Raw genomic sequence first — 14,134 nt, 5'->3', positions numbered from 1 at the left:
AGGCATGTCATCGGGGGCGGGGGCCGAATCAACATCGGTGGACTCATCACAGCACTCGGTCGAACCACGTCTCCGTCTCGACGATGAACTCTCCGCGTCCGAACTCGTCGAGGTGTTGAGTCATTGCGCCGGGCTGGCGGCAGCGTCCGCGCATCGGATGATGGTCGTGGCCAGTCTCATTCACGACGAACGCGAAATAGATTATGCGCAGCAGCGCGCCGAGGTGCACACCGGTGAACTCGACTCCATCGAAGCCTTCGAGAACCTGTCGGCACGAGTGGCGGCCGGGGAGGACCCGTACGAGCGGTTCGGGCCGAACGGGCTCGAGCAGGCCATCGCCGAAGTCGGTGCCACGCTCACGGTCACACCGGCCGAGGCGAAAGGTCTCATCGAGGCCGGTGACGCGCTGCGCTACCGGCTTGCGTTCACCGGACACGCTTTGGCGTGCGGACGGATCGACAAGCGCCGTTTCCTGATCGCGCTCAAGCGCACCGATCTGATCACCGACGCCGATGAGATGCAGACCGTGGACGCGCATCTGGCGGAGGCGATCTTCGCGCGTGCACCGATGTCGACGGCACGGTTCACCGCCATGGTCGACGCCATCGTCGCGCAGTGGGCGCCCGACGCGATCCGCCGACGCAAAGAGCGGGTGGCGGGCGATCGCAAGGTGACGGTCACGCCTGATCGGTTCACACCCGGGCAGTCCCGGATCTCGGGCACACTGCCCGACGCCGATGCCGCCGAGTTCGATGCCCGGCTGTCGTCGATGGCCACCGCGGTCCATGCCGGTGACCCACGAACACTGCCCATGCGACGCGCCGACGCCCTCAAAGCCCTCGCCCGCGGCGAAACCGCCCTCACCTGCCGGTGCGACGACTGCGCCACCACCGCCACCGAAACCGATGCAGTAGATGATCTCGACGCGGAGACGCCCCAGGGTGCCGACCCTGCGGTGGATTGGCCCGCGCCCGCTGCAGACGCCACCAACGACGTGACTGTCGACGGTGCATCGGCTACCGACCCAGGTGTCTCGCCGTTGCTGTCACCGCAACCTCCGCGCGCGACCTTCCACATCGTGGTGAACCTGTCGACCCTGCTCGGACTCGACGAGTATCCCGCGTTCCTCGACCGGCACGGCATCATCGACGCCGCCACGGCTCGAACGCTGTTCACCGAAGCCCGCCGCACCTACATCCATCCCACCCCGGCCGAACCCGACGCCCCATCGGCCCCGACACCGGTTGCCGACGCCAACAGTTCAGTGACCCGGTACGCCCCGTCGAAGAAGCTGCAGGCCCTGGTGCGTGCGGGTGAACTGTGCTGCACCTTTCCGGGCTGCAATGCGCCGGTGTGGCAGATCGACCTCGACCACACCGATCCGTTCGACCACGCCGACCCGCGACGCGGTGGCCGCACCGATGCGCGCAACCTGAAACCCTTGTGCCGGTTTCACCATCGCATCAAGACCTTCACCAGCTGGCAGGACCACCAAGACGAATTCCACACCGCGTGGTTCACCACACCCACCGGGCACATGTTCGTCGGCAACGCCTACAGCGGGCGGGATCTGTTCAACCGACTCACCCCGACCCGGCGGCCCGATCACCCCGCCCGCGCACGGCTGGATACACTGCGCGACAACGATTTCCGACGACAGCAGCGCGCCGAGAAACGCTGGGACGACGCCAACCCGCCGCCCTTCTAGAAGTCGGTCACGGCCTCTGTGGAGCCCCGTAATACCGGCGCAGGAACTCGTCGCGGTACTCGGTGTACGTCCCGTTCTCGATGGCTTCGCGGGCACGGTCGACGAGGGTCACGATGAACGACACGTTGTGCAGCGTCGCGAGGGTCGGGCCGAGTCCTTCCTTCGCCTTGAACAGGTGGTGCAGATACGCGCGGCTGTACTGCGACGAGTAGTTCTCGATCTCGGGATCGAGCGACCGGAAGTCACTGCGGTACTTGGCGTTGGTGACGTTGTACCGGCCGTCGAGGGAGTAGATCGCCCCGTTGCGTGCCACGCGAGTGGGTGACACGCAGTCGAAGGTGTCGACCCCGTTCTCGATGGCGGTGAAGATGTCGTCGGGTTCACTGATCCCGAGCAGATGCTTCGGTGCGTCCTCGGGCAGTTCGTCGTTCACCCACCCGACGATGGTGCCGAGATTGTCCTTCTCCAGTGCGCCGCCGATGCCGTAACCGCCGAAACCCTTGCCGCCGGCCGCGCGATCAGCCTCACTCAGTGCGACGAGATCCCGCGCGGCCTTACGACGCAGGTCCTCGTATTGGGCACCCTGGATCACACCCCACAGCGCCTGCTGTGGGCGGTGAGCACGCTCGACGCTCAGCCGATTGTGTTCGGCGAGACAGCGAATCGCCCACAACCGAGTGCGCTCCAGCGAATTCTCCTGGTAGACGCGGGTGTTCATGAGGGTGGTCAGCTCGTCGAAGGCGAAGATGATGTCGGCCCCGAGCTGGTGCTGGATCTGCATCGACACCTCGGGCGTGAACCGGTGCGCCGAACCGTCGAGGTGCGACTTGAAGGTGACCCCGTCGTCGTCGACGCGCGAGAGGCGTTCCTTGCCGTTCGCGGTGAGGTCGTCGTCAGGGGTCCCGGTGGCCTCCATCGAGATGACCTTCTTGAACCCCGCACCGAGCGACATCACCTGGAATCCGCCGCTGTCGGTGTAGGTGGGTCCGCGCCAGTTCATGAATGCACCCAGCCCACCCGCGGCATCGATGATCTCCGGTCCCGGCTGCAGGTACAGGTGGTACGCGTTGGCGAGCACCGCCTGGGCGCCCAATGCGGCGACGGACTCGGGCAGGACCGTCTTGACGGTGGCCTTGGTGCCCACCGGGACGAAAGCCGGGGTGTGGATCTGTCCGTGCGGGGTATTGATGGTCCCCGTCCGCCCTCGGGTGCCCGCCAGGGTGGTGCCGACGGTGTAGGTGGGGTCGGCGACTTCGGTTCCGGTACTGCTCACCCCGAGCATCTTCCCAGGTCGAGGCGTACCACCCAAACCGGCGGTGGCGAGCGGCGCCGATCTCGCGAACCCCATTCGCTACCGTGGTGAACCATGTCGCGCAGAACACGCCACGCAGTTGCCGCACCGATCCGACTCCGTAGCTCGCTGAGAGTCGCGGGAGCAGCGCTCGGGCTGTCGGTGGCGATGATGACACTGGCCGCATGTGGCGGCGAACAAGACGTCACGGCTGCGTCGTCGACGCCGGAGACCAGCGCGGCCGCCAGCGAGTCGGCCTCGGACCGGCCCGCAACCTCACCACCGGTGGTCCCCGGCCGCAAGCCCGTGTCGACGGCCACGTCCAGCGCAGTTGCGTCCGACGACACGGACACCACCTGCGGAACCATCCCCGGACCCGACGGATCGCTGCGGGTACTCATCCTCGCCGGGGACGTGGCCTGCGACTCGGCGAAGAGCATCGCCACCCAATACGGGCCGAAGATCGCCACGGGCCAGCAGCAGTCGGTCGCCGGCTGGACCTGCGCGCCGTCGCAGGTCGAAGGGATTCTCGCCGCATGCCAGAAGGGCACCGCGGTCATCGGCTTCGCCCCCTGATCGGAGTTGGGACCAATCGTCAAGGGTTGACAGTTGACGGCTCCGGCGAAATCGAGGTCCTCAGGTAGTCGACCACAGCTCCAGAGCAGATCCCACCCGCGGCCCTACTGGCGACTGGCAGTTCAGAGCACCGTGCGGCGGTTTCGCGACACTGATTCGAGAAGGCCCAGGAGAAGGCTCAGGACGATCAGTACAGCGAGTCCCCCAGCGAACGTGATGGTGGTGAGCACCACTCTGGCACCTAGACTGATGGCTGCAACAGTTCGACGCACAGCAGGTTCCTTTACGGTCGACAAGGGAATGGCTTGCGCTCTCGTTTGTTGCGACATGTACCGCTACAGCCGCGCGTACTCAGCAACGTCGCGTTCGAAATCCGCAACTTGCTCTGCACGTAGAGTGGGACGCGTGAGCGCGATCGCGTCGATGTAGTCGGATGTAGATGCGAAACAACGGCAACCGCTGTCCAGAGTCTTCTCGAAGGTTGACTGAGCCACTGCGCGTGCCACGTGCGCGACATCTGCGGGTGTGTATCCGTCGGTCGCAGATACCAGATGAGAGAGATCGACATCTGCTGCGTGAGTGTCCAGATACCGCGACCACAGTGCCTCCCTTGCCGGAGAATCCGGAAGCCCGACAGGTAGGACGTAGTCGAACCGACCGTGCCTCAAGAATGCCGAGTCCAGATCGCGGATTGAGTTTGTCGCGCAAACCAATACCCGGCCGGAACGATCGCGGAACTGCACCAACGACTTGAGGAGCTCGTTCACAACGGCCGTACTGGCGGGTTCGCCGACCTGACGCTGCGAGGCAATCTCCTCGACCTCATCGATAAAGGCCACAACGTTCTCCAGCTCGCCGAGCCGCGCGAACGCATCGCTGAGCCCCGCCGCCAGACCGCCGTCGCGACCGGCGAGACGGGATGTAAACAGTTCTACGAACGGCCAGCCGAGGCGGCTGGCGATACCTCGCGCGAATGTCGTCTTCCCAGTGCCGGGCGGACCAAAAAGCACGATTGCCCGTGGCGGCACAACTCCGTGTTCCGCGGCTTGCTCGGGCAACGACAACGGCAGGACGATTCTTCGCTCGATCAGCGCCTTCTCGCGAGTCATTCCAGCGATCTGATCCCACTCTGCCGAAGGAGGAACGTATCCACCCATCCTGTTCAATATTGCGGCGGACTGAGGCGACACGGTCTCCTGCTTGTCGAAGTACGTTACGCCGCCCCTCTTGACGAACCCAGAGTTCACGAATGCGGTTGTGCCGGTCTCACCCTCTGGGAGCAGGGCGGTGATTCGCCTGACGCCGTGTCCGAGGACCCGGTGTTCGAGTTCGCTCAGCAGACTGCTGCCGAGTCCTCTACCTCGCCAGTTCGGATCAAGCGAAAGTCGTAGCACCCATGCTCGATCGGCATCAACTCGACTTACCGCGACGCCTATGATGACTCCCCTGTTCACTGCCACGACCGCCGGATGGCGCTCCTGCAAACTCGCTACGACATCGGCCGCACCAAACAACGGTGGCTGCGACGTGGTTGCGGAATCACCATCGAGGCGGATTGCTGCTTCCAGGTCCTCAGGGGCAAAATCGCGAAGATGCCAGTCCATTGGGATAGTTCCCCCGTTCCGTTGAGTTTCCGCACTTCGCCGCGGTTGAGGCCGGGCGAGCAGGAGAATTGATGTCGTTAGGTGTCGTGTGGTGAGAGGGTTCGACGGTGTGCGACTGATCTATCCTCGGATCAGATATGACAGTCTCCGGAACGCGTTCCGCTTCGCACTCCGGAAATCGAACTCGATATCACTCGATAATTGATGTTGTTTCGACACCGATATGAGAGCTGCCCATCTTCCACGTGGCGCAGATGTTCGTGGTCGTGCAACACTTTCCAACCTGCTGAAGCAGACAGTATCGAAAAGAATCAGGGCGATCTGATGACATGTCGTTTGTTGTAGTGTTTGATCCATTCCTCGAGGTGGGGTGCCTCTGCGCCGACGGTGGTGCCATCGCCGTGGCCGGTGTAGACCTTGGTCTCGGGGTCGAGGGTGAAGATCTTCTCGGTGATCGAGGCGATGATCGTGGGGAAACTGGAGTACGAGCGGCCGGTCGCGCCCGGACCACCCTGGAACAAGGTGTCGCCGGAGAACAGCACCTTCGCCTCGGGCAGATGGATCACCGACGACCCCGGCGAGTGACCGGGGGTGTTGATGATCATCAACTCGGTACCCGCGACGCTGATCCGCTGACCGTCCTCGAGGTCGGAATGCGCGACGTCGGGATGGGTGTCGTTCCACAACATGTCATCACCCGGGTGCAACAGGATCGGCGCGCCGGTGGCCTGCGACAGTTCCGGGGCCACGGTCACGTGATCGTTGTGCCCGTGGGTGAGCACGATCGCCTTGACCGTGCGGTCGCCGACGCCGTCGAGGATCGGCGGCGCCGAATGCGCGGCGTCGATGATGATCACCTCGTCGTCGTTGCCGACGAGCCACACATTGTTGTCCACATCCCAGGTACCGCCGTCGAGGCTGAAGGTGCCCGAGGTGACGACGTTGTCGATCCGCAGCTCCGACATCAGAGTTCCACCACCGAACGCAGCACCTTGCCGGCTTCCATCGCCGAGAACGCGGCCTCGACATCGTTGATGCCGATGCGTTCGGTGACGAACTTCTCCAGCGGCAGACGGCCCTGCTCGTAGAGATCGATGAGCATCGGGAAGTCACGTTCGGGCAGACAATCGCCGTACCACGACGACTTGAGCGCACCACCACGGGAGAAGAAGTCCACCAGCGGCAACTCCAAGGTCATCTCCGGAGTCGGCACACCGACCAACACGACGACCCCGGCGAGGTCGCGAGCGTAGAACGCCTGCCTGTAGGTCTCCGGGCGACCGACCGCATCAATGACGACATCAGCGCCGTTACCGCCGGTCAGTTCCTGCACCGCGGCGATCACGTCGTCGACCTTCGAACCGTCAATGGTGTGGGTGGCACCAAGGTCTTTCGCCCACTCCAGCTTCGACGCATCACGGTCGATCGCGATGATCGTCGTCGCACCGGCCAACCGCGCCCCGGCGATCGCCGCATCACCGACACCGCCGCAACCGATGACCGCGACCGAATCACCACGACCCACGTTGCCGGTGTTCATCGCCGCACCGATACCGGCCATCACACCGCAACCCAACAGACCGGCCACCGCCGGATCGGTGTCGGGATTGACCTTCGTGCACTGCAACTCATGGATCAACGTCTTCTCAGCGAACGCCCCGATCCCCAACGCCGGAGTCAGCTCGGTGCCATCGGTCAGCGTCATCGAAACGCTGGCGTTGAAAGTGTCGAAGCAATACCACGGACGACCCCGCTTACACGCACGACACTGCCCACACACCGCACGCCAGTTCAACACCACGAAATCGCCGACCTCGACATGAGTGACATCCGAACCCACCGACTCGACCACACCCGCGGCCTCATGCCCGAGCAGGAACGGATACTCATCGTTGATGCCACCCTCACGGTAGGCCAGATCGGTATGGCAGACCCCGCACGCCCTGATCGCCACCACCACATCACGCGCACCCGGATCCGGGATCACCACATCGACAACCTCCGTCGGCGCCTTCTTACTGCGCGAGATGACTCCCTTGACTGTCTGCGACATGCGATGTTCCTTCCGCAACTGCGTTGTTGGCGGTGCGTGGCTTGTGTTCGTTCGCTCGAAAACCGGAGCAGGGGGACGTTGTTACACGAGTCCTCGAGACCTGGTCCCGGTCGCTCGGGCTGATCGCGGCTGCGTCCTATCCGGCCCGATTCTGTTATCCCATCACCGTGCCACTGGACTCGGTATTGACCGGGCGCCGGCGGGAGTAGGCCCCGAGGTCGACTTTGAGTCCGGTCCGCTCGCCGTGGTACTGGACAGGGTTGGTGTCGTGGTCGTGCCCGGCTTCCACGGCCAGGATGATGTCCCGCATGAACTGACCGGCGACAGGGGCGTTCTTGAATTGGTTGCCGCTCGTGCCGATCGCGACGTAGAACCCGTCGAGCCCTGTCCGGTCATAGATGGGTGTCCAGTCCGAGGAGACGTCGTAGACGCCGGCGATGCCCCGTGGGCGCGGAGGTACGCCGAGCTCGCCGAAGCGGCGCGCAGCGCGGATGACCTGCGCCTCGAACGCGGTTTGAGTTGGGTGGAGGTCGGCGACATCTGGGTCGTCGATCCACGGCAGGGGATCGCACTCGGGCTCGGTGCCGCCGATGTAGAAACCGTCGCCGGGTGCTCCACGCATGTACGTGCCGAGGTCGAGGTCTGCGATCACCGGGCCGATGCGGTCTCCGTCGTTGAAGCCCGAAGGCGCCGTCACATAGTGCACCTCCTGTCGCATCGGCCGCGTCGTGATCGAGAAGTCATCTCCCACACCGGCCAGTTCGTTCAACGTCGACGACCACGGGCCGGCGACGTTGACGACGACGGGTGCGCTCACCCGTTCCCCGTCGGCCAGGTCGACGCCGGCGACGCGGCCACCGGACCGGCGCACGGCCGTGACCTGACTTCGAAAGATGAACTGTGCGCCGGCCCGGCGCGCGGCAGTGGCCAGGTTGGCGGCGGCCTGCATGGGGTCGTCTATGTAGCCACCGTCGGGCGTCCACAGAGCGCCGAGCTGGCCCACTGGATCGTCCCAGAAGCTCTCGTCGTCGAGCCGTTTGGGAGGCCAGAATCGGCCCGGGTCGAGGCCGGGGATTCGGCCGGCGAGGGTCGTCGCGTCCCACAGCTCGTATGGCACGCCGGCCCGGTCGAACAGGGGCATGACCTTTTTGGTCGGCGCCACGTCGACGTCGAGGAACGCCATTCCTGTACGACGGAAGCCGGCCATCCCTGCGGGGTCGACCATGCCGAGGTGGCCGGCCCAGTCCTCCCAGCAGTGCTTGGATTCCCATGCCGCCGCGACGCTGGGGAAGATCGAGTAGTTGAACCGGACCACGGCGCTCGAGGCACTCGTAGAGCCTTGGCCTGGTCCGGGGAGCCGGTCCACGACTACGACCCGTAGGCCGGCGCGTGCAAGCTCGAGGGCCGTCGACGAGCCGATGACGCCGGCTCCGACGACAATGACGTCCACACTGAGATTCACCCGACAAGGGTCCATCGGCGGCAGCCCTCCCGGGAATAGTCGGCTGTCAAGGAATCTGATGACCGACCGCGACACTAGAAGTGTCGGCGCGCTCGGGACCAGCACCCTGTGTACGCGCACGACGCAGGTGCCTCTCATCCGTTTCCCAGCGCAAGGCTGTGAGGGTGTTCCGGTGAACACCCACCCCTGCGTTCAACATGCACAGACAGGTCATGTCGTCCGGCGGCTTCGCCGCGACCACGAGGCAGGCGCTGTCCAGACCTGTTGCGCCGACCGCACTTTCGCACACTTCTGGCTTGCCGACCTTCGACTACACGTTTTGAGGATCTGTGAACTGGTCAGCTGTGGGAGTGCAGTGGTCTGTTGGCAAGTGCAAGTGCGGCCTCACCGAGTGACTCGTTCTGCGAAGGGTGCGCATGAATGAATGCAGCGACGTCCTCCGGGTAGGCCTCCCAGTTGACGATGAGCGAGGCCTCACCGACTTGCTCGCCGAAGCGGCTGCCGATCATGTGCACTCCGACGATTGGTCCGTCTTTCTCACGTACGAGCTTGACGGTGCCTGCGGTCTGGAGGATCTGCGACTTGCCGTTGCCGCCGAGGTTGTACTCGACGATCTCGACGTTGGTCTCGCCGAACCTGTCCTTGGCCTGCGGCTCGGTGAGGCCGACGCTGGCCAGCTCAGGTTCGCAATACGTGACGCGCGGGATGGCGACGTCGAGGATCGGCTGTGGGTCGAGGCCGGCGATCTCCTCGGCCACGAAGATCCCGTGCGCGAAGCCGCGGTGCGCCAGCTGCAGGCCGGGCACCAGGTCGCCGACGGCGAAGACACCCTTGACGTTGGTGCGCAAACGCTTGTCGGTAGGGACCCAGCCACGGTCGAGCCTGACGCCGGCCTCTTCGAATCCCATGCCCTCGCTGCGTGGGCCGCGACCAACGGCGATGAGGACCACATCGGTGTCGATTGTGTCGCCGTTCTCCAGTGAGACGGTGGCGCTGCTGTCAGCCTGCTCAACGCTGTTGACCTTGACGCCGGTCTTGAAGGCGATCTTGCGCTTGCGGAATGCGCGCTCGAGATGTCTGCTCAGCGACGGGTCCTCCAGCGGGACGAGTGACTGCAACCCCTCGATGATCGTGACGTCGGCGCCGAAAGACTTCCAGAGGCTTGCGAACTCGACGCCGATCACGGAACCGCCGATGATCACAACGCGCTCGGGGACCTCGTTCATCTCGAGGGCTTCGTCGGAGGTGACGATGCGCCCGCCGATCTCGAGGCCCATAGTTCGAGCTGTCGAGCCGGTCGCGAGTATCACGTTCTTACCGCTGAACATCTCACCGTTCACCTCGACGGTGCCGCCACCATCGTTGTCGGTCGAGACGAGCTTGCCCTCGCCCTCGACCATCGTGAGGTTGTCGGAGGACTTGAGCAGTCCTTGCAGGCCCTTATAGAGGCGCTCGACGATTCCGGACTTGAATGCGTTGACGCCCTTCATGTCGATACCGTCGAATGTCGCCTTGACACCGAACAACTCGGACTCGCGAGCCGCGTCGGCGATCTCGGCGGAGTGAAGCAACGCCTTGGTAGGTATACAGCCGTTGTGCAGGCACGTGCCGCCGAGCCTGTCCTTTTCGATGAGGGCAACCGAGAGGCCCAGTTGGTTGGCGCGGAGGGCGGCGGCGTAGCCGCCGCTCCCGCCTCCGAGGATCACGATGTCGTACACCTCTGGCATGTCAGGGTCCCTACTTGTCGGGTCAGCGCGGGCACGAGGAGCGGATTCAGGCCAGTTCTCGACGCAAGCGCCTGTCTACAGGTCGATTGTTTGATGGACCGTCTCGGAGTTCGCCCATATGCCCTGTGGGGCAGGGCATATGGGCGAGGCACGCGGACAGGACGACGAAGTCCGAGAGCTGCGCTCGTCGCAGCGCACCAGGCCCAGGCCCAGGCCCTCAGGCCAGCACGAAGGCCTCGCCGGGGTCCCCCAGAAGGCGCCCTAGCGTCGCCAATACGTTGGACCCCAGCTCTCCGTCGACCAGTCGGTGATCGAACGACAGCGCGAGCTGCGTGATTTTGCGGACCCGGACCTCCCCGTCGACGATCCACGGCGTGTCCCGAACGTTGCCGAACGCCAGGATCGCCGCCTCGCCGGGGTTCAGGATGGGCGTGCCGGCGTCGACCCCGAGCGCACCGATATTGGTGATCGTGACGGTCCCCCGCGCCATTTCCTCGGGCGAGGTCTTGCCGGCGCGCGCAGTGGCCACCAGCTCGCTCATCGCGTCTGCGAGGCCGCGCAGGGAGAGGTCGTGTGCGTCCTTGATATTGGGGACGATCAGACCGCGAGGGGTCGCCGCAGCCAGCCCCAGGTTGACGTAATGCGGCTCCACGATCTCCTGAGCGGCCTCGTCCCAACGCGCGTTGATGCCGGGGTAGCGACGGATGGTCATCAGAAGGGCGCGGGCCACGAGGACCAACGGCGTGAGACGCACACCGGTCCAGTCCCGGTCGGCCTTCAGCCTGGCGAGTAGATCCATCGTCCTTGTCACGTCCACGGTGAGAAAGAGCGTGACGTGCGGCGCGGTGAAGGCCGATCTCGTCATGGCCGCGGCCGTCGCCTTGCGTACCCCCTTGATGGGAGTCCTTGTCTCGCGATCGCCCGACTCCGCAGCCAGTCGCGAGGTCGTCTGGGTGGGTCGGGCCCTGCCGGCCGCGGCCTCGACGTCCCGGCGGGAGATGACCTCGCCGTTCGATGCGACGACTGAGGTCAGGTCCACGCCGAGTTGCTTGGCCAGGAGGCGGACGGGCGCCTTGGCGCGAGCCGCGCCAAGCCGAGGGCCGGCGATGGTCTCGTCAGATTCGTGCGTCACGGCAGCCTGTGCCGGGGCGGAGTGACTCCTGCGGGCCAGTCGGCGAGTCCGAGGAACCGCTGCGGTAGGTCCGGGTCCGACAAGCACCGACGGTTTCTCCTCTGGCACCTCTTCAGACTCGCCCGCACCAACGGCGGAGGATGCTCTCTCCCCCGTTGCACCCGAAGGTTCGTTCCCGTCCTCGATCGAGATGATGACGGAGCCGACCGAGACGGTCTGCCCGGGGTCGACATGCAGGACCGAGACTGTGCCGGCGACCGGGGATGGAAGCTCGACTGCGGACTTCGCCGTCTCGATCTCGAGGAGGGGCTGGTTGACCTGCACCGTGTCGCCGGGGGCAACCTGCCATCTGAGGATCTCGGCCTCGGTGAGGCCCTCACCGACGTCGGGAAGCTTGAATTCGAACACAGGGAACTCCTAGAAGTTCAGGCTGGCGTCAACAGCTTCGAGAATCCTGTCGACGTCAGGGAGGAACTCGCCCTCCATGTGAGCGGGCGGGTACGGAAGGTTGTAGGCGCCGACCCTGAGGACGGGTGCCTCCAGCTCGTAGAAGCACTCCTGGGTGATGGTCGCGGCGATCTCCGCACCGATCCCGAGGAAGGTAGAAGCTTCGTGAACCACCACGACGCGATGTGAGTCGGTCGCAACCTTGCGCAACGTCGGGATGTCGAGCGGGGAGATGGTACGCAGGTCGACCACGCCGACCGAGAAGCCATCCTCCTGCGCGGCGAGTGCCGCGGCCAGGGCCGTGGCCACGGTCGGCCCGTGGGCGACCAGGGTGCAGTCGGAGCCTTCGCGTAGGACCGCCGCCTCGTGCAGGGATCGGGTGGGCTCGTCCAGGACTTCCGCCTTGTCCCAGTAGCGTCGCTTGGGCTCGTAGAAGATGACCGGGTCGTCGGAGTCGATGGCCTGCTGGATCATGTGGAACGCGTCGTCGGGGGTAGAGCACGACACGACCCGCAGTCCGGCAGTGTGAGCGAAGTACGCTTCGTTGGACTCCGAATGATGTTCGACTGCACCGATGCCGCCGCCCACCGGGATGCGGATGACGATCGGCAGGGCGAGGTGCCCCTGGGATCGGGCCCGCATCTTGGCGAGCTGGCTGACGATCTGATCGAAGGCGGGGTAGACGAAGCCGTCGAACTGGATCTCACAGACCGGCCGGTACCCGCGCAACGCCAGACCGATTGCGGTGCCGACGATGCCTGACTCGGCCAGCGGGGTGTCTACGACGCGCTCGGCGCCGAACTCCGCTGCCAGTCCGTCGGTGACGCGGAAGACCCCACCGAGGGTGGCGATGTCCTCACCCATCAGGAGGACCTTCTCGTCACGAGCCATCGCGGCGCGCAGGCCCGCGTTGATCGCGGCGCCGAGGGCGTATCGGGTGCCCATGTCAGGCCACCGTCCGGTCGTGACGCGCGAGATGCTGCGCCATCTCGGACTGCATGACCGGGTGCGGTTCGGCGTAGGTGTGCTCGAAGACCGTCGCGAGGTCTTCGCCGCGCACCGACTTGCACTGCGCCCGAACCTCGACCGCGAAGTCGTCGGCGCAGGCTTCGAGGTTGGTGAAGTAGCGCTCGCTGACGCCTGCGTTGCGGAGGAGTCGCTCGAGCCGGGTGATGGGGTCCTTCGCCTGCCAACCGGCGAGCTCGTCATCGGTGCGGTAGCGCGTGGGGTCGTCTGAGCTCGAGTGCCCGGCCAGGCGGTAGGTCTGGGCCTCGATCAGGGCCGGCCCCTCGCCCGCTCGGACTCGAGCGTTGGCGTACTGGGTCACGGCGTGCACGGCGAGCGCGTCGTTACCGTCCACGTGGTAGCCCGCGACTCCGAAGCCTGCGGCGCGGACATGAAGGGGGGTACGCATCTGCGTGGCAGTGGGGGTCGAGATCGCCCACTGGTTGTTCTGGCAGAAGAAGATCACCGGGAGGGTGCCGGCGGCCGCCCAGTTCAACGCCTCGTTGACGTCACCCTGGCTGGCCGCTCCGTCCCCGAAGTAGGTCATCACGACGTCGTCGGCACGGTCCAGCCGGACACCAGCGGCGTAGCCCGTGGCGTGGAGGGTCTGGGTACCGAGGACGAGCGAGTTGATGTGCACGTGCGAGTCTGCGGGGTTCCAGCCCGAGTGCGTTGCCCCACGCCACTGCCGCATGACGTCGGCGGGCCGGATGCCTCGGCACAGCAGCACCGCGTGCTCGCGGTAGCTCGGGAAGACGTGGTCGGTGTCCCGGAGTGCGCGTATCGACCCGACCTGGGCGGCCTCCTGTCCCCACGACATGATCCACAGGTGCAGCTCCCCTTGCCGCTGGAGGGCCAGCGCCTCGTGGTCCAGTCGACGGGCCAGCACCATGTCGGTGTGGAGGCTCTTCGCCAGCTCCAGATCGACGCCGATCTCGCGGCCGGCAGGTGTGAGCTCACCTTTCTCGTCGACGAGCCGGAATGGAGCTGTCGATGCCTGGTCGTCTTGGCGGGCGGTGACGAGAAGCGTCCCGACCGCATCGATGGTCGCGGCCGTGTTCACGGGCGGAGTCCCCTCGGCGGTGATGGCAGAAGGTTCGATGGCGAGAGTCGTTGCGGTGGTGGACAA

The 14,134-nt window shown here is 65.3% G+C and carries 11 protein-coding genes; 2 read left to right on the top strand and 9 right to left on the bottom strand.

Features of this window, described 5'->3' with window-relative positions; genetic code table 11:
- Positions 1–4: 4 nt before the first annotated feature.
- Positions 5–1,708 carry a DUF222 domain-containing protein gene (locus ACSUZC_RS01910; protein WP_439031252.1) on the top strand — a complete coding sequence of 568 codons (1,704 nt, stop codon included), beginning with the start codon at positions 5–7 and terminating at the stop codon, positions 1,706–1,708.
- 7 nt (positions 1,709–1,715) lie between these two features.
- On the opposite strand, the gene tgt is transcribed toward ACSUZC_RS01910, so the two are convergent.
- Positions 1,716–2,990 (bottom strand): tRNA guanosine(34) transglycosylase Tgt, encoded by a 1,275-nt coding sequence (gene tgt / locus ACSUZC_RS01905; protein WP_439031251.1) that lies wholly within the window; start codon positions 2,988–2,990, stop codon positions 1,716–1,718.
- An 84-nt stretch (positions 2,991–3,074) separates the two neighbouring features.
- Here tgt and ACSUZC_RS01900 point away from each other — a divergent pair, with 84 nt between their 5' ends.
- Complete coding sequence (locus ACSUZC_RS01900) at positions 3,075–3,575, top strand: hypothetical protein (protein ID WP_439031250.1); 501 nt, start codon at positions 3,075–3,077, stop codon at positions 3,573–3,575.
- 335 nt (positions 3,576–3,910) lie between these two features.
- Here the strand turns inward: ACSUZC_RS01900 and ACSUZC_RS01895 are convergent, their stop codons facing one another.
- The 8 genes from ACSUZC_RS01895 to ACSUZC_RS01860 form a co-directional block, all read right to left on the bottom strand.
- A complete protein-coding gene (locus tag ACSUZC_RS01895; RefSeq protein WP_439031249.1) occupies positions 3,911–5,179 on the bottom strand; it encodes an ATP-binding protein in 1,269 nt (422 codons plus the stop codon).
- Positions 5,180–5,490: 311 nt separating this feature from the next.
- Positions 5,491–6,144, bottom strand: coding sequence for an MBL fold metallo-hydrolase (locus ACSUZC_RS01890; RefSeq protein ID WP_439031248.1), 654 nt, complete (start codon positions 6,142–6,144; stop codon positions 5,491–5,493).
- Positions 6,144–7,232 carry an S-(hydroxymethyl)mycothiol dehydrogenase gene (locus ACSUZC_RS01885; RefSeq protein WP_439031247.1) on the bottom strand — a complete coding sequence of 363 codons (1,089 nt, stop codon included), beginning with the start codon at positions 7,230–7,232 and terminating at the stop codon, positions 6,144–6,146. The genes ACSUZC_RS01890 and ACSUZC_RS01885 overlap by 1 nt, the downstream gene beginning before the upstream one ends.
- 154 nt (positions 7,233–7,386) lie before the next feature.
- Positions 7,387–8,694: an NAD(P)/FAD-dependent oxidoreductase gene (locus tag ACSUZC_RS01880; protein WP_439031246.1), complete on the bottom strand. Its 1,308-nt coding sequence runs from the start codon at positions 8,692–8,694 to the stop codon at positions 7,387–7,389.
- A gap of 338 nt (positions 8,695–9,032) precedes the next feature.
- On the bottom strand, positions 9,033–10,421 hold the full coding sequence (lpdA, locus tag ACSUZC_RS01875; RefSeq protein WP_439031245.1) for a dihydrolipoyl dehydrogenase: 1,389 nt from the start codon (positions 10,419–10,421) through the stop codon (positions 9,033–9,035).
- A gap of 217 nt (positions 10,422–10,638) precedes the next feature.
- A complete protein-coding gene (locus ACSUZC_RS01870) occupies positions 10,639–11,961 on the bottom strand; it encodes a dihydrolipoamide acetyltransferase family protein (RefSeq protein WP_439031244.1) in 1,323 nt (440 codons plus the stop codon).
- A 9-nt stretch (positions 11,962–11,970) separates the two neighbouring features.
- Positions 11,971–12,945: an alpha-ketoacid dehydrogenase subunit beta gene (locus ACSUZC_RS01865; RefSeq protein WP_439031243.1), complete on the bottom strand. Its 975-nt coding sequence runs from the start codon at positions 12,943–12,945 to the stop codon at positions 11,971–11,973.
- Position 12,946: 1 nt separating this feature from the next.
- Positions 12,947–14,134: a thiamine pyrophosphate-dependent enzyme gene (locus ACSUZC_RS01860; protein WP_439031242.1), complete on the bottom strand. Its 1,188-nt coding sequence runs from the start codon at positions 14,132–14,134 to the stop codon at positions 12,947–12,949.

The organism is Gordonia terrae, assembly GCF_051789125.1.
Classification (GTDB): domain Bacteria; phylum Actinomycetota; class Actinomycetes; order Mycobacteriales; family Mycobacteriaceae; genus Gordonia; species Gordonia terrae_A.
Note: the sequence above shows the minus strand (reverse complement) of the source record. Positions and strands in the feature narration are given on the sequence as shown.